The sequence below is a fragment of the Streptacidiphilus sp. MAP12-33 genome (assembly GCF_041261265.1).
Taxonomy (GTDB): Bacteria; Actinomycetota; Actinomycetes; order Streptomycetales; family Streptomycetaceae; genus Streptacidiphilus.
This window is the reverse complement of record NZ_JBGCCA010000033.1, coordinates 25,797-40,532: the sequence shown is the minus strand read 5'-3', so window position 1 is coordinate 40,532 and position 14,736 is coordinate 25,797. Positions and strand designations below refer to the sequence as shown.

Sequence of the window (14,736 nt, the reverse complement as noted above, 5' to 3'; positions counted from 1 at the left end):
TCGTTTCCGGGGTGGGACTCCATCTGCCCCCGGCCATGCCCGCCCAGGAGGCGGTGCGGCTCGGCCTGACCGACGACTGGACCGTGCGCAGGACCCGGATGCGCGGGGTCTGCGTGAGCGAGGACGAGTCCGGCCCGCAGCTGGCGGTCCGCGCGGCCCGCCAGGCCCTGCGGCAGGCCGGGACCCGGCCGGACGACGTCGAACTGGTGCTGCACGCCAGCAGCTGGTTCCAGGGCTACGACCTGTGGGCGCCGGCCTCGTACGTCCAGCGGGAGGCCGTGGGCAACACCTGCCTGTCGCTGCACGTCGAGCAGCTTTCCAACGGCGGCATGGCGGCGCTGGAGCTCGCGGTGGCCTACCTGCGCGCGGGCGCGGCCCGGCACAGCGCGCTGGTCACCACCGGTGACCGCTTCTGCCTTCCCGGCATCGACCGCTGGGCCAGCGACCCCGGCACGATCCTCGCCGACGGGGGCACCGCGCTGGTGGTCTCCACGGCGGGCGGCTTCGCGCTGATCCGCAGCCTGGTGACGATCTCCGACCCGACGCTGGAGAAGATGGGCCGCGGCGACGACCCGTTCGCGGCGGCGCCGATGCAGACCCGGAACCCGGTCTCGGTGGAGGAGCCGCGGGCGCGCCTGGTCAAGGAGATCGGCATGGCCGAGCTGATCGACCGCCTGCACGGCGGTCAGCAGCGCGCCTTCGAGGAGGCGCTGGAGCAGGCCGACGTGAAGCGGTCGGAACTGGACTGGACGGTGCTGCCGAATCTCGGCAAGGCCAAGATGGACTTCCAGTTCTTCCAGGCGCTGGAGCTGGAGCCCGAGCAGACGACGTGGCCGTGGGGCGCGGGCGTGGGCCACCTGGGCGCGGGCGACATGTTCGCCGGGCTGGCGCACCTGGTGCAGACGCAGGCGCTCCGCCCCGGCCAGATCGGCGCCCTGGTGAGCGCGGGCGGCGGCTTCGCCTGGACGGTCGCGATCCTGGAGATCCTCGAGACGCCTTGAGCACGTTGCACTATCCAGGGGCGCGGGGAACTGCGCGACAAGCCACCCACATGCGGATGGTCCTCGATGTTCAGGGCCATCCGCACAGGGTGGTTGCTCGCGCAGTTCCCCGCGCCCCTGGATAGTGCAACGTCCCCTAGTGGTGCACCAGGCGCCTGCGGAAGCCGCCCGTGCCGGAGGCCTCCGCGGCGACCTCCATCACGTACTGCCCGTACGGCGACTTCGCCAGCCTCTCGCCGAGCCGGTGGCACGCGTCCGCGTCGATGAAGCCCATCTGGAGGGCGATCTCCTCCAGGCAGGCGATCCGGACACCCTGCCGCTCCTCCATCGCCTGCACGTACACGCCGGCCTTCAGCAGCGCCTCCGGCGTCCCGGTGTCGAGCCACGCGAACCCGCGCCCGAGGTCGATCAGGCGGGCCCGGCCGTGCCGCAGGTACCACTGGTTGACGTCGGTGATCTCCAGCTCGCCCCGCGGCGAGGGAGCGAGGTTCTTGGCCACGTCGACGACGTCGTTGTCGTAGAAGTACAGCCCGGTGATCGCCCGGTCCGAGCGCGGGTTGGCGGGCTTCTCCTCCAGGGAGACCAGGCGCCCCGAGGCGTCCGTCTCGCCGACGCCGAACCGCTCCGGATCGGGCACCGGGTAGCCGAACAGGACGCAGCCCTCCACGCTCCGCGCGGTGATCTGCAACGTCGTGCGGAAGCGGGGGCCGTAGAAGATGTTGTCGCCGAGGATCAGCGCCACCGAGTCGTTGCCGATGAAGTCGGCCCCGATCGTGAACGCCTGCGGCAGGCCCTTGGGCTCCTCCTGGACGGCGTAGCTCAGTGCGATGCCGAACTGGCCGCCGTCGCCCAGCAGCCGCTGGAAGTAGGGCAGGTCGGCGGGGGTGGTGATGACCAGGATGTCCCGGATCCCGGCCAGCATCAGCACCGAGAGCGGGTAGTAGATCATCGGTTTGTCGGAGACGGGGAGCAGCTGCTTGGAGACGGCCAGCGTCATCGGGTGCAGCCGCGTCCCGCTGCCGCCGGCCAGGACGATGCCCTTCATGGCGGTCCTCCTCAGGAGGCGGGTCGGTCCATGTGGATGACCCGGAGCCGGGTCCTGATCTCGCCGTCCGCGAGCCGCACCAGCTCGTCCTCGACGGTGAAGCTGGGCTCGAAGTCCACCTTGCCCTGGGCGTCGGTGCGGGAGACCAGGCAGTAGTAGACGACCCGCCAGCCGTCGCCCTCGGCGAACGGCTCGATCAGGTAGTGGTCGAACCAGTGCCGCGGCACGACGTCCCGGTAGCGGGGGAGCGCGGCGCGCATGGCGGCCAGCATCGCCTCCCGGCCGGCGAGGCGCTCGTTGCGGTGGGCGTGGTCGATGACGCCGTCGTCGGTGAAGGTGTCGGCGTACTCCTCGATCTTCAGGGCGTCCATCAGGTGGATCTGGCGGGCGTAGAACGCGAGGATCTCGATGTAGTCCTCGGCGGTCACCTTGGGCACCGTCACGGCGTCCTCCTGTATGTCGACTCGGGTGACGTCCAGCGTTTCGCCGTGGGCTGGAGAGGGGGTGGACTCCCGACTGCGCCAGGAATGTGCTGGTCGCACGTTCGACCGTGCCTCGTGCCGGGCGATGAATGCTCATGGGACGAGCGGCACGTGGAATGGAGGCGGGAGTGGGGACACGAACGACGGAGCTGGTGGCGGTCGCCTCGGGCGTGCACGCCTGGGTGCAGCCGGACGGCGGCTGGTGCCTGAACAACGCCGGGCTGATCGTCGACGGCGGAGCAGCCGTGCTGGTCGACACCGCGGCGACGGAGCGGCGGGCGCGGGCGCTGGCGGCGGCGGTCGGCGAACTGGCGCCGAGCGGACCGGACTTCCTGGTCAACACGCACTTCCACGGCGACCACACCTTCGGCAACGCGTACTTCAAGCCGCGTGCGGTGATCGTCGCCCACGAGCACTGCCGCAGGGACCACCTGGCGGCGGGCCACGGGCTGCGCGGCCTGTGGCCGGACGTGGAGTGGGGTGAGACGCCCATCGTCGGCGCGGACGTCACCTACGCCGGCGAGTCCGCCGCGCTGTACGCGGGCGGCCGCACGATCACGCTGCTGCACCCGGGCACGGCCCACACCGAGGGCGACACGGTCGTCTGGCTTCCGGACGACGGTGTGCTGTTCGCCGGGGACGTGCTGTGGTCGGACACGACGCCGTTCTGCCTGATGGGGTCCGTGACGGGCTCCCTGGCGGTGATCGACCGGCTCCGGGCGTTGGGCGCGGAGACCGTCGTCCCGGGCCACGGGCCGGTCGGTGGACCGGAGTTGCTGGACCGGACGGAGTCCTACCTGAGCTGGCTCCTGGAGTTGGCCAGGTCGGGGCTGGAGGCCGGCCACGACGTTCTGGAGGTCGCCCGGAGGGCCCAGTTGGGACGCTTCGCCGAACTGATCGACTCCGAGCGGGTCGTGGGCAACCTCCACCGCGCGTACGCGGAGCTGTCCGGCGCAGAGGCGGACATCGCCGCGGCGTTCGGCGAGATGATCACCTTCCACGGCGGATTGCCGATCTGCACCGCCTGAGCCTGCACCACCAGGGGCGCGGGGAACTGCGCGACAAGCCACCGGCATGCGGATGGTCGCCCAGTAACAGGGCCGTCCGCACAGGGTGGTTGTTCGCGCAGTTCCCCGCGCCCCTTGGGTGGTGCAACTTCCCTTACCACGTCCCGAATCTGCTCGTGTCCGGCTGCTGGGCCGACCAGTCCGGAGGCTGGTGGACCTCCGAGCCGGGCCACTCGGCCCAGCGTTCGGGGTGGTCGCCCTCCGGGCAGCCCGCGCGGCGGGTGGCGAGGAGGGCGACGACGATCGCGGCGAGCTCGACGTCCGTCGGGCTGCCCGCGTGGACGGTGAGGATCACCGCCATCACACCGGAGGGTTGCCGTGCTTGCGCGTGGCCGAGGCGGCCCGCTTGCCCTCCAGCATCTCCAGGGCGCGCGCGAGCGTGTCCCTGGTGGCGGCCGGGTCGATGATGTCGTCGACCAGGCCGCGCTCCGCCGCGTAGTAGGGGTGCATCAGCTCGTCCTTGTACTGCTGCACCATCTCGACGCGCTTCGCCTCCGGGTCGTCGGAGGACGCGATGTCGCGGCGGAAGATCACGTTCGCCGCGCCCTCCGCGCCCATCACCGCCACCTCGTTCGTCGGCCAGGCCAGTGACAGGTCCGTGCCGATGGAGCGCGAGTCCATGACGATCCACGCGCCGCCGTACGCCTTCCGCAGGATCAGCTGGATCCGCGGCACGGTCGCGTTGCAGTAGGCGTACAGCAGCTTCGCGCCGTGCCGGATGATCCCGGCGTGCTCCTGCTCGCGGCCCGGCAGGAAGCCGGGGACGTCGACCAGGGTGACCAGCGGGATGTTGAAGGCGTCGCACATCTGGACGAATCGCGCGCCCTTGTCGGAGGCGTCGATGTCCAGGGTGCCGGCCGAGACCAGCGGCTGGTTGGCGACGATGCCGACCAGCCGCCCGCCGATGCGCGCGAGCGCGGTGACCAGGTTGCGCGCCCAGTCGGCGTGCAGCTCCAGGAACTCGCCGTCGTCGACGACCTCCTCGATCACGCGGTGCATGTCGTAGGCCGCGTGGGAGGTGGCCGGGACGAGGTCCAGCAGGGCCTCGGTCCGTCTGTCGCTGGGGTCGTCCGTGGGGACGAACGGCGGCAGTGCGCGGTTGTTGGCGGGGAGCAGCGACAACAGGTAGCGCACGTCCGCGATGCAGGCCTCCTCGTCGTCGTAGGTGAACGTGGAGACTCCGGAGACGCCGCCGTGCACGTCGGCGCCGCCGAGCCCGTTCATGGTGATCTGCTCGCCCGTCACCGCCTCGACGACGTCGGGGCCGGTGATGAACATCTGCGCGACGTCGCGGACCATGAACACGAAGTCCGTCAGCGCCGGCGAGTACGCCGCGCCGCCCGCGCACGGGCCGAGCATCACGCTGATCTGCGGGATGACCCCCGAGGCGAACGCGTTGCGCCGGAAGATGCCGCCGTAGCCGGCCAGCGCCGTGACGCCCTCCTGGATCCGGGCGCCCGCGCCGTCGCAGAGGCTGACCAGGGGGGCGCCGGCGGCGATGGCCATGTCCATCACCTTGTGGATCTTGGCGGCGTGGGCCTCGCCCAGGGCGCCGCCGAAGATCCGGAAGTCGTGCGCGTAGGCGAAGACCTTCTGGCCGTCCACCTGCCCCCAGCCGGCGACGACGCCGTCGGTGTAGGGGCGCTTGTTCGCCAGCCCGAAGGCGGACGCCCGGTGTTTGCGGAACGCCTCGATCTCGACGAAGCTCCCCGGATCGAAGAGCAGGTCCAGGCGCTCCCGGACGGTGAGCTTCCCCTTTGCTCGCTGGGCCGCCGTGGCCTCGACGCCGGGCCCGTCCCGGATGACCGCCTTGAGCCGGTTGAGCTCCTCGGTGCGGGTCCGCAGGTCGTCGCGCTGGACGACGGCGTCGAGGTCGTCGGTGAGGTTCGGGCTCGTGGCCGACTCGACGACGGGTGTCGCCATGGGTGTCCCCCTTCGCTGGGCTGTGATGGCGCTGGCACGTCGGCAGGGACCGCCGGTCAGCGGTGCTGCCGCACCACCAGCGCCGAGTTGAAGCCGCCATGGCCGCGGGCCAGGATCAGGGCCGAGGTGACCGCGGCGTGCCGGGGCTCGCCGATCACCAGGTCCATCTCGTACTCCGGGACGACCTCGGAGACGCCGACCGTCGGCGGGATGGCGCTCCAGAACATCGACAGCAGCGCGGTGGCCACGTCGAGCGAGGCGCCGCCGGCGAAGAGCCGACCGGTCATGGTCTTGGGCGCGGTGACGGGGACCCCGTGCGGACCGAAGACCGCCTTGATCGCCTCGGCCTCCTCCCGGTCCATCTCGAGGTCGCCGACGGCGTCGGCGAAGACCACGTCGATGTCCTTCGCGTCCATGCCCGCGTCGCCGAGCGCCTGCTCGATCGCCCGCTGCAGACCCGGCGGACGGCCGGGCCTGCGCGCGTCGAAGGTGGAGGCGTAGCCCGCGATCTCGCCGTAGACCGGGGTGCCCGCGCGCTTCTTGACGCTCTCCGGCGTCTCCAGCACCATGATCGCCCCGCCCTCGCCGGGGACGTAGCCGTCGGCGCGCTGGTCGAAGGGCAGGTAGGCGCGGAGCGGGTCGGTGCTGCGGCTGGTGCGGCCGTTGGACTGGTGGGCCACCCACGCCCAGGGGCAGATGGTGCTGTCGACGCCGCCGGTCAGCATCAGCTCCGCGCCGTCGCGCAGCTGGCGCCGGGCGTGCCCGATCGCGTCGATGCCGCCCGCCTGTTCGCTGATGACGACCGCGCCGGGACCGTGCATCTTGTGGCGGATGGAGATCTGGCCGGTGTTGACCGCGTAGAACCAGGCGAACGACTGGTAGGCGCTGACGTACTCCGGGCCCTGGTGGTGCAGCTTGGCCAGCTCGCGCTGACCGAACTCGTAGCCGCCACCGGAGGCCGCGGTGACCACGCCCATCTCGTCGGTGGCCACGTCGCCGTTCTTCACGTTGGCCTGGCGCAGCGCCCAGTCGGTCGCGACCAGCGACAGCCGGGTGATGTGGTCGCTCTGCGGCAGCACGCGGTCCTGGAGGTGCCGGTCCGGCTCGAAGTCGGGTATCTCGCCGCCGAGCTTGCTGCGGTACTTGGAGATGTCGAACCGGGTCACCCGGCGGATGCCGGTCTGGCCGGCCATCAGCGCCCGCCAGTAGGACGTCGGGCCGAGCCCGTTCGGGGCGGCGATGCCGATACCCGTCACCACTGCACGCCTCGTCATCGCTTGCCTCCTCGCACCTGTCGCAGGATCATCGCGCTCTGGAATCCGCCGAACCCGCTGCCGACGGTGAGTACGGTGTTGACGCGCTTCTCCCTGGCCACGTTGGGCACGTAGTCCAGGTCGCACAGCGGGTCGGGCTCGTTCAGGTTGGCCGTGGGCGGGATCAGACCCTCCCGCATGGCCAGCAGGCAGCCCGCGATCTCCAGCGAGCCGATCGCCCCGAGCGAGTGGCCGATCATCGACTTGAAGCCGCTGACGGGGATGTTGTAGGCGTCCTCGCCGAGGCTGCGCTTGAACGCGCCCGTCTCGTGCAGGTCGTTCTGCTTGGTGCCGGAGCCGTGGGCGTTGATGTAGTCGATGTGGGCGGGCAGGATCCGCGCGCCGTCCAGGGCGATGTCGATGGCCTCGGCCATGTCCTTGCCCTCGGCCTGAAGACCCGTCATGTGGTACGCGTTGCAGCGCGAGCCGTAGCCGGCGATCTCGCCGTAGATCTCCGCGCCACGAGCACGGGCGTGCTCCAGCTCCTCGATGACCAGCACGGCGCAGCCCTCGGCCAGCACCAGGCCGTCGCGGGTCTTGTCGAACGGGCGGCAGGCGTGCTCCGGGTCGTCGTTCCGGTTGGAGCTGGCGCGCAGCACGTCGAAGCAGACCACGGTGATCGGCGAGAGCGGGGCCTCGGTGCCGCCGCTGATGACGACGTCCGCGCTGCCCTCCTCGATCAGGCGGGCCGCGTAGCCGACCGAGTCGATGCCGGAGGTGCAGCCGGTGGAGACCAGCGTCACCGGGCCCTCCGCGCCGACCTCACGGGCCAGTTCGGCCGCCATCGAGCTCGGGTTCACGTAGTCGTACAGGTGCGGGACGGTGTATCCCTGGTCGATCTCCCACAGCCGGCCGCCATCGCTGCCGATGGTGAACTCGCGCTCCAGGCTGGTGGTGCAGCCCACCGCGGAGCCGAGGGCGACCCCGAGCCGGGTCGGGTCGACGGCGTTGACGTCGAGCCCCGAGTCCTGGAGCGCCTCGCGGACCGAGACCACGGCGAACTGTGCCGCCCGGTCGAGCCGGCGGACGTCCTGCTGGGTCAGACCCGACTTGATCGGGTTGAAGTCGACCTCACCGGCGATCCGCGAGCGGAACGCCGAGGCGTCGAAGTGGGTGATGGCCCTGGTCGCCGTCCGGCCTTCGGACAACAGGTTCCAGTATTCCTTGACACCGACGGCACCGGGGGAGATGACGCCCATCCCGGTGATCACAGCGCGACGGGGCACCGCTGGCCTCCTGGTTCAGTTGGGATTGTGCGAGAGTGCGCCACCCGCCTCGTGGCGGGCTGGACCGTCAACGCAACGGGACGAGGGCGGTCTGGCGGGCACGTTCGAGGACCGCCGCCTGCGCGTCGGCCAGGGACTGCTCGGCCAGCGGGATCAGGCCCGCCATGGCCGGGGTGCGCGGCGCGAGGGAGAGCTGCGCGGCGATCACCTGGACGTCCATCCCGAGGCCGGTGCCGAACACCGTCTCCAGGTAGGGACCGACGTGGTTGTGCTGCTCCATCGGCGCGCCCGGCGTGTAGCCACCGCCGTAGCTGGCCACGACGGTCGCCGGACGGCCGGTGAGCGGGCCCGGGGTGCCGTCGAAGGTGATGGTGCGGTCGTTGACCAGCACCTGGTCGATCCACGCCTTGAGGGTGGAGGGGATGGACCAGTTGTACATCGGGGTGCTGATCAGCAGCGCGTCGGCGGAGAGCAGCTCCGCGACGAGCTCGTCGCGCAGCAGCATCGCGTGGCGCTGGCGCTCGTCGTGGGCGACGGCCGGCATGAAGCCGGCGGTCACGCCGGCCTCGGTGAGCGGCGGCACGGGCGCGGCGCCGAGGTCCCGGTAGGTGACGACCCCGTCCGGGTTCTCCTGCTGCCAGACCCGGCGGAAGGACTGGCCGAGGGCGCGGGAGACCGAGCCTTGGGAAACGGCGGAGGAGTCGATGTGCAGCAGATGCGGCATGGTCTTCTCTCCTGTGGGAGGAGTGCGGCCCACGGCGGGCCGGGTATCGCTCACGATCCGTCAGTTCACTTGTGCGACAACGGATCTGGCCTCAAGCGGGTACTGACCTGAGACGGGAACCGTCAGGGGCGCGAGGAACTGCGCGAGCAACCACCCGCGTGCGGATGGCCCTGTGTGTTGAGGACCATCCGCACGCCAGTGGCTTGTCGCGCACGCAGTACATCGAGCAGAGCCCCGCGCCCCTGAAGGCGGCTGCGCCGCCTCAGCGCACGCGGGCCGTCAGCAGGACCGACTGGTCGCCCTCGATGCTGCGGATGCCCTCGTAGGCCAGGCCGGCCTTCTCGAAGAGGGCCGCGAAGTCGTCGACGCTACGGCGCTTGCCGCCGCCCATGAGGACCATCAGCAGGTCCACCGCCGTCGCGATCTCCTCGAAGGGGCTCGTCCCGCCCAGCAGCATGTCCACCACGACGACGCGGGCGCCCGGCGCGCCCGCCTCCGCGGCGTTGCGCAGGACGCGGACCACGGTCTCGTCGTCCCACATGTACATCATGTGCTTGTACAGGTAGGTGTCCGCGCCCGCCGGCACCGCCTCGCGGCAGTCCCCGGCCAGCAGCTCGACGCGCGAGCCCAGCTCGCCCTCCGGCCGCAGCCGCTCGTCGACACTCGGCAGCACCTGCTCCAGCTCCAGCAGCACCGCGCGGATGTCCGGGTGGGCCTCCAGCAGGCCACGCAGCAGCTGGCCCTGGCCGCCGCCGACGTCCATGACGGTCTCGCCCGGCTTCGGGTCCAGCGCCGCCACCAGCGCGGGGGCGTTGTTCAGCAGGATGGTGTTGGCCGTCATGGCGCGGTTGAAGATGGCGCCGGCGTCGGGGTCGTCGTTGACGAAGTAGCTCTGCGCGGCGGTCCCGAAGATCTTGGGGAAGGCCGCCTCGCCGGTGCGGACGGCCTCCGCCGTGTGCTGGAGCACCGTCATCGGGACGTGCATCCAGCCGAAGCGGATGACGTCGGGGGCGCCCCAGGGGGCGTCGGCGCGGATCATCCGGGAGAGCTCGGTGTGGCGGAAGGCGCCGTCCTCGGTCTCCGCGAAGAAGCCGAGGCGGGCCAGGGCCCGCAGCAGCCGGCCGGTCGCGTCGGCGTCCGCGCCGACCGTCGTGGCCAGCTCGGCGGCGGGGCGCGGCTCCTCGCCGAGCGCGTCGGCGAGGCCCAGGTCCACGGCCGCCTGGACGAACTGGAGCGCGGCGAAGCCCATGCCGATCCGGTACAGGGTGACCCGGGCCTCCAGGGAGGGCAGGGGAGCGGTGGTCATGGCGGTGGTCCCCTCAGGCGTGCAGCGCGGCGAGGCGGGCGAAGTAGACGCCCGCGTCCGGCAGGTCGTGGCGGATGATCCGGGAGCGGGTCAGCAGCTCGCCGTCGACGCGCACCAGCTCGTCGGTGACGACGCAGCTCGGCTCGAAGACCACCTCGCCGGTGGGGTGGGTGATGCTGACCAGGCAGGTCGCGGTCACCCGCAGCGCGCCGTCGTCCAGTACCTCGACGCGGCGGTTCTCGAACCAGTGGCGGATGGTGCTCGCGCCGTAGCGGGGGATGTTGGCGCCGAGGCCGCCGAGCAGCGCCGGGCGGCTCTCCAACTGCCAGGCGCCGTGGTAGCCGAAGACGCAGTCATCGGTGAACGTGGCGGCGAAGGCCGCCAGGTCGCGCTGCTCCAGCAGCGGCATCTGGTGGGCGTAGAAGTCCGCGACCTGCGCGGCCAGTTCCGCGTCGGTCGCGCTCTGCTGCAGCGTCCGGGACACAGGGCACCTCTCTCGGTCGTACCGGGATCTACCGGTTCTGCACCGTGGCGGCGGGCACTCCAGTGCCGCTGGAGAGCCGGTGCACCCCGCGCCTCCAGCGGGCTGCGACTCCGCTTCGAGAGGCGCCGCCCAGGGTCTGTCACCGGACCCAGGTGGAGACGCGGAGACAAGGAGCGGACGACATGACCGAGCAGATCCCGAGCAAGAGCCGGGAGGTGCGCCTGGTCGCCTACCCCGAGGGCGCACTCACCCTCGACGACCTCGAGGTCGCCGTGGCCGAACTGCCCGAGCTCCAGCCCGGCCAGGTGCTGGTGCGCAACGAGTGGATGGCCCTCGGCACCGTCTACCGCGACCAGATGCAGGCCGCGCTGGAGATCCCGATCCCGGTCTTCCAGCTCGGCGAGCCGATGTGGGGCCGCACCGTCGGCACCGTCGTCCGCTCGCTCAGCCCGGACCTGGCCGAGGGCGACCTGGTCGAGCACTACGCCGGCTGGCGCGAGTACACCCCCGGCTACGCCGGGATGTTCTTCAAGCGCGACCGGGACCAGCTGCCGGGCCTGGAGTACTTCCTCTCCTACGGCCCCACCGCGTGGCGCGGCATGGCCGAGATCGCCAAGGTCCGCGAGGGCGACGTGGTCTTCGTCTCCGGCGCCACCTCCGGTGTCGGCGTGCTGGCCGGGCAGATCGCCAAGGCGCTCGGCGCGGCCAAGGTCATCGGCAGCACCGGCTCCAAGGCGAAGATCGATTTCCTGGTGAACGAGGCCGGCTACGACGCCGCCTTCGACTACCACGACGGCCCGGTCGCGGACCGGCTGCGGGAGCTCGCGCCCGACGGCATCACGGTCTTCTTCGACAACGTCGGCGGCGCCCAGTTCGAGGCGGCCGCGCAGGTGGCCGCGCCCGGCGCCCGTTTCGCGCTGTGCGGCTCGCTGGCCGCCCAGCACGGCGAGGAGGACGCCCGTCCCCGGCTCGACCTGACCAGCCTGATCCCGCGCGAGATCTCCTTCCAGGGGTTCGTCACCCTGCACACGCCCGAGCAGATCGAGGAGTGGAACGCCCAGTTCGCCACCTGGCTGGCGGAGGGGAAGATCACCTTCCCGCGGACGGTCGTCGAGGGCGGTGTCCCCGCGCTGCCCCAGGCCATGATCGACCTGCTGGAGGGCCGGCACAGCGGTGCCGCTCTGGTGAGGCTGGCCTGACCATGAGTACGACGGGAACACCGGTCCTGGGCACGCGGGCGCTCAACCGCGCGCTGCTCCACCGCCAGCTGCTGGTGCGCCGTTCCACCCTCTCCGCGGAACAGGCCGTCGCCCACCTGGTCGGCATGCAGGCGCAGGCCCCCAACCCGCCCTACCTCGGCCTGTGGACCCGGCTCGACGGGTTCGGCGTCGAGGACCTCGCCACCCTGGTCACCGAGCGGAAGGTGGTGCGCGTCGCGCTGATGCGCTCCACCATCCACCTGGTCACCGCACGCGACTGCCGGGCGCTGCGCCCGCTGCTCGCCGAGATGCTGGCGCGGACCGTGCGCGGCCAGTTCGGCAAGCAGGTGGAGGGCGTGGACCTCGACGAACTCGCCAAGATCGGCACCGAGCTGACCGACAGCCGCCCGCTCACCTTCGCCGAGCTCGGCGCGGAGCTGACCGGACGCTGGCCCGGTCACGACGCCAACGCGCTCGCGCAGACCGTGCGCAACCTGGTCCCGCTGGTCCAGGTGCCGCCGCGCGGTCTGTGGGGGCACAGCGGCCAGGCCGCCCACACCACCGTCGACACCTGGCTGGGGCGCGCCCCCGACCCGGAGGCGACCGCCGACGAGTACGTGCGCCGCTACCTGGCCGCGTTCGGCCCGGCGAGCGTCAAGGACATGCAGAAGTGGTCCGGCCTCACCCGGCTCCAGGAGGCGTTCACCCGCCTCGGCGGGCGGCTGCGCCGCTACCGGGACGAGCGCGGCACGGTCCTGTACGACCTCGCCGAGACGGAGCTGCCGGACCCGGACGAGGACGTCCCGGTCCGCTACCTGCCGGAGTTCGACAACATCCTGCTCTCCCACGCCGACCGGGAGCGGATCATGTCCGAACGCCACCGCGCCCGGGTCTTCACCAACAACGGCATCATCCGCGCCACCGTGCTCGTCGACGGCTTCGTCCACGGCCGCTGGCGGCTGGACCGCGCCAAGGACCGGGCCACCCTCGTGGTCGAACCATTCGCGTCGCTGGACCGGCGGGTGACGGCCGAGCTGGCCGAGGAGGGCGCGCGGCTGCTCGCCTTCGCCGCGGCCGACGCCCGCAGCCACGACGTACGGTTCGAGCCGGTCGGCTGACCCGCGCACCGGGCCCGCACCGGGCCCCACGATTCCCGGAGGTCGTCCCCATGTCCACCGCTGCCCCGCTCGCCGCCCCGCCCGCCGTGGGCGAGTCGGCCGCCTTTGCCGAGCTGCTCGCTCTCGCCGCGCGGGAGGCCGAACTCTCCGACGCCACCCGGGAGCTCTCGCCCGGCATCGTCACCGGCCTGCGCGCGGCCGGGTTCGCCCGCCACTTCGTCGCCCGCCGCTTCGGCGGGACCGAGGGCACCTTCGCGGAGTTCTTCCAGGCCGTCCTGGACCTCTCCTCCGCCTGCGCCGCGACCGGCTGGTGCGCGGCTCTGCTCGCCGCGTCCTCCCGCTACGCCGCGCACCTGCCGGAGGCGGGCCACGAGGCCGTGTGGGGGCCGAACGCCGACGCCCTCATCGCTACGGGCCTGGTCCCGGCCGGGGAGGCCACCGCGGCCGTCGGGTCGGGCTGGCGGCTGTCGGGCCGCTGGCAGTACATCAGCGGCGTCACCTTCGCGGACTGGGCGCTGCTGTGCGCCAAGGTCGCGGGCGAGGACGGCCTGCGCTTCTTCGCACTGCCGCGCGGGTCCTACGAGGTCGTGGAGTCCTGGGACTGCGTCGGCATGCGGGCCACCGGCAGCCACACCGTCGTCGTCGAGGACGTCTTCGTGCCGGCGCACCTGTCCTTCGCCCGCCAGGACATGGAGACGGGCGTCAACGCCTGGTCCGACGTGGCCGCCCACAACGTGCCGTTCCAGGCGATCGGCGCGACGGTCTTCGCGCTCGCGCCCGTCGGCGCGGCGCAGGGCGCGCTGCGGGCCGCGTCCGCCGCGGTCGCCGGCAAGCGGCTCACCGACACCATGCAGCTCGAACTGGTCCGTGCCTCGGCGCGGATCGACGCCGCGCGGCACCTGGTCGAGGTCAACGCGACGGTCGTGGACGACCGCGCGTTCACGCCGCGTCTGCTGGCCCGCAACCAGCGCAACGCCGCGTTCGCGGCGGAGCAGGCGGCGGAGGCGGTGGCCGCACTGCTGCGGGCGGTGGGCACGGCGGGCCTCACCGAGTCCTCCCCGTTGCAACGTCTCTGGCGCGACGTCACCGCTGCCACCAGTCACATCGCGCTCCGCTACGACGTGACCCGCGCGGCCGCCAACTACACCGCGGCGCTGACGGCGGCATAGTCACTCGTAAGGGGCAACGGGCGGCCGGTGGTTGATTCGATCGGCGCATTGGGCTACTGATGTGTTCTTGTGATCCGAGTCTTGTTGGCAGAGGACCTTCACATGCTGCGCCGGGCGCTCGTCTCCCTGCTCAGCCTGGAGGAGGACATCGAGGTCGTCGCCGAGGTGTCGAACGGTCTCGACGTCGTGCCGCGCGCTGTCGCGGTGCGGCCGGACGTCGCCGTGCTGGACATCGACCTGCCCGGTCTGGACGGGATCTCCGCGGCGGCGGCCCTGCACGAGGCCCTGCCCGAGTGCCGGAACCTGATCCTGACCGGGCTGAGCCAGCCGGGGAACCTGCGGCGGGCGGTGGCCGCGCACGCCGTCGGGTTCCTGCCCAAGGACGCCGAGCCGGAGCGCCTGATGGGCGCGATCCGCGCCGTGGCGAAGGGCGAGCGCGCCTTCGACGTCACGCTCGCCCTGGCTGCGCTGGAGAAGACACCGGAGGTGCTCTCCTCGCGCGAGCTGGAGGTGCTGCGGCTGGCCGCGCAGGGCGAGGAGGCGAGCCAGATCGCGGCCCAACTGCACCTCGCCACCGGTACCGTGCGCAACTACCTGACCACCGCCGTCACCAAGCTCGGCGCCCGCAACCGGGTCGACGCGATACGTATCGCCCGCGAGGCCGGCTGGATCTGAGCGC

Annotated in this window: 15 protein-coding genes; 6 read left to right on the top strand and 9 right to left on the bottom strand. The window is 71.9% G+C overall.

Features of this window, described 5'->3' with window-relative positions:
- The first annotated feature begins 11 nt into the window (after positions 1-11).
- Positions 12-1,001 carry a ketoacyl-ACP synthase III family protein gene (locus ABH931_RS28555; RefSeq protein ID WP_370119284.1) on the top strand — a complete coding sequence of 330 codons (990 nt, stop codon included), beginning with the start codon at positions 12-14 and terminating at the stop codon, positions 999-1,001.
- Between the two features lie 136 nt (positions 1,002-1,137).
- On the opposite strand, the gene rfbA is transcribed toward ABH931_RS28555, so the two are convergent.
- Together rfbA and ABH931_RS28545 are read right to left on the bottom strand one after the other, a co-directional pair.
- A complete protein-coding gene (gene rfbA, locus ABH931_RS28550) occupies positions 1,138-2,046 on the bottom strand; it encodes a glucose-1-phosphate thymidylyltransferase RfbA (protein ID WP_370119281.1) in 909 nt (302 codons plus the stop codon).
- An 11-nt stretch (positions 2,047-2,057) separates the two neighbouring features.
- Positions 2,058-2,489 (bottom strand): nuclear transport factor 2 family protein, encoded by a 432-nt coding sequence (locus ABH931_RS28545; protein ID WP_370119279.1) that lies wholly within the window; start codon positions 2,487-2,489, stop codon positions 2,058-2,060.
- 167 nt (positions 2,490-2,656) lie between these two features.
- On the opposite strand from ABH931_RS28545, the gene ABH931_RS28540 reads away from it, so the two are divergent.
- Positions 2,657-3,556 carry an MBL fold metallo-hydrolase gene (locus tag ABH931_RS28540; RefSeq protein ID WP_370119277.1) on the top strand — a complete coding sequence of 300 codons (900 nt, stop codon included), beginning with the start codon at positions 2,657-2,659 and terminating at the stop codon, positions 3,554-3,556.
- 133 nt (positions 3,557-3,689) lie between these two features.
- On the opposite strand, the gene ABH931_RS28535 is transcribed toward ABH931_RS28540, so the two are convergent.
- From ABH931_RS28535 to ABH931_RS28505, 7 genes are all read right to left on the bottom strand, one after another.
- Positions 3,690-3,896 carry an acyl-CoA carboxylase epsilon subunit gene (locus tag ABH931_RS28535; RefSeq protein WP_370119274.1) on the bottom strand — a complete coding sequence of 69 codons (207 nt, stop codon included), beginning with the start codon at positions 3,894-3,896 and terminating at the stop codon, positions 3,690-3,692.
- Positions 3,896-5,518 carry an acyl-CoA carboxylase subunit beta gene (locus ABH931_RS28530; RefSeq protein ID WP_370119271.1) on the bottom strand — a complete coding sequence of 541 codons (1,623 nt, stop codon included), beginning with the start codon at positions 5,516-5,518 and terminating at the stop codon, positions 3,896-3,898. Before ABH931_RS28530 ends, ABH931_RS28535 begins: the two co-directional genes overlap by 1 nt.
- A 56-nt stretch (positions 5,519-5,574) precedes the next feature.
- On the bottom strand, positions 5,575-6,792 hold the full coding sequence (locus ABH931_RS28525; protein WP_370119269.1) for a ketosynthase chain-length factor: 1,218 nt from the start codon (positions 6,790-6,792) through the stop codon (positions 5,575-5,577).
- A complete protein-coding gene (locus ABH931_RS28520) occupies positions 6,789-8,057 on the bottom strand; it encodes a beta-ketoacyl synthase (RefSeq protein WP_370119266.1) in 1,269 nt (422 codons plus the stop codon). Before ABH931_RS28520 ends, ABH931_RS28525 begins: the two co-directional genes overlap by 4 nt.
- Positions 8,058-8,124: 67 nt before the next feature.
- The gene (locus tag ABH931_RS28515) at positions 8,125-8,781 is read right to left on the bottom strand and encodes an FMN-dependent NADH-azoreductase (protein ID WP_370119264.1); all 657 of its coding nucleotides are present in this window, start codon (positions 8,779-8,781) and stop codon (positions 8,125-8,127) included.
- A gap of 262 nt (positions 8,782-9,043) precedes the next feature.
- Positions 9,044-10,087, bottom strand: a complete 1,044-nt coding sequence (locus ABH931_RS28510; RefSeq protein WP_370119262.1) for a methyltransferase — start codon at positions 10,085-10,087, stop codon at positions 9,044-9,046.
- A 13-nt stretch (positions 10,088-10,100) separates the two neighbouring features.
- Positions 10,101-10,571 carry a nuclear transport factor 2 family protein gene (locus ABH931_RS28505; RefSeq protein WP_370119259.1) on the bottom strand — a complete coding sequence of 157 codons (471 nt, stop codon included), beginning with the start codon at positions 10,569-10,571 and terminating at the stop codon, positions 10,101-10,103.
- Between the two features lie 182 nt (positions 10,572-10,753).
- Between ABH931_RS28505 and ABH931_RS28500 the strand changes: the two genes are divergently transcribed.
- The 4 genes from ABH931_RS28500 (at position 10,754) to ABH931_RS28485 (ending at position 14,732) form a co-directional block, all read left to right on the top strand.
- Positions 10,754-11,770 carry a zinc-binding dehydrogenase gene (locus ABH931_RS28500; protein ID WP_370119256.1) on the top strand — a complete coding sequence of 339 codons (1,017 nt, stop codon included), beginning with the start codon at positions 10,754-10,756 and terminating at the stop codon, positions 11,768-11,770.
- 2 nt (positions 11,771-11,772) lie between these two features.
- Positions 11,773-12,888: a winged helix DNA-binding domain-containing protein gene (locus tag ABH931_RS28495; protein ID WP_370119253.1), complete on the top strand. Its 1,116-nt coding sequence runs from the start codon at positions 11,773-11,775 to the stop codon at positions 12,886-12,888.
- A gap of 50 nt (positions 12,889-12,938) precedes the next feature.
- A complete protein-coding gene (locus ABH931_RS28490; RefSeq protein ID WP_370119250.1) occupies positions 12,939-14,057 on the top strand; it encodes a hydrolase in 1,119 nt (372 codons plus the stop codon).
- A gap of 69 nt (positions 14,058-14,126) precedes the next feature.
- The gene (locus ABH931_RS28485) at positions 14,127-14,732 is read left to right on the top strand and encodes a DNA-binding response regulator (RefSeq protein WP_370119247.1); all 606 of its coding nucleotides are present in this window, start codon (positions 14,127-14,129) and stop codon (positions 14,730-14,732) included.
- The last annotated feature ends 4 nt before the right edge of the window (positions 14,733-14,736 follow it).

Coding starts and splice junctions, on each gene's coding strand:
- ABH931_RS28495 (WP_370119253.1), top strand. CDS start 11,773: ATGAGTACGACGGGAACACCGGTCCTGGGCACGCGGGCGCTCAACCGC.
- ABH931_RS28535 (WP_370119274.1), bottom strand. CDS start 3,896: ATGGCGGTGATCCTCACCGTCCACGCGGGCAGCCCGACGGACGTCGAG.
- ABH931_RS28510 (WP_370119262.1), bottom strand. CDS start 10,087: ATGACCACCGCTCCCCTGCCCTCCCTGGAGGCCCGGGTCACCCTGTAC.
- ABH931_RS28500 (WP_370119256.1), top strand. CDS start 10,754: ATGACCGAGCAGATCCCGAGCAAGAGCCGGGAGGTGCGCCTGGTCGCC.
- ABH931_RS28525 (WP_370119269.1), bottom strand. CDS start 6,792: ATGACGAGGCGTGCAGTGGTGACGGGTATCGGCATCGCCGCCCCGAAC.
- ABH931_RS28490 (WP_370119250.1), top strand. CDS start 12,939: ATGTCCACCGCTGCCCCGCTCGCCGCCCCGCCCGCCGTGGGCGAGTCG.
- ABH931_RS28530 (WP_370119271.1), bottom strand. CDS start 5,518: ATGGCGACACCCGTCGTCGAGTCGGCCACGAGCCCGAACCTCACCGAC.
- ABH931_RS28515 (WP_370119264.1), bottom strand. CDS start 8,781: ATGCCGCATCTGCTGCACATCGACTCCTCCGCCGTTTCCCAAGGCTCG.
- rfbA (WP_370119281.1), bottom strand. CDS start 2,046: ATGAAGGGCATCGTCCTGGCCGGCGGCAGCGGGACGCGGCTGCACCCG.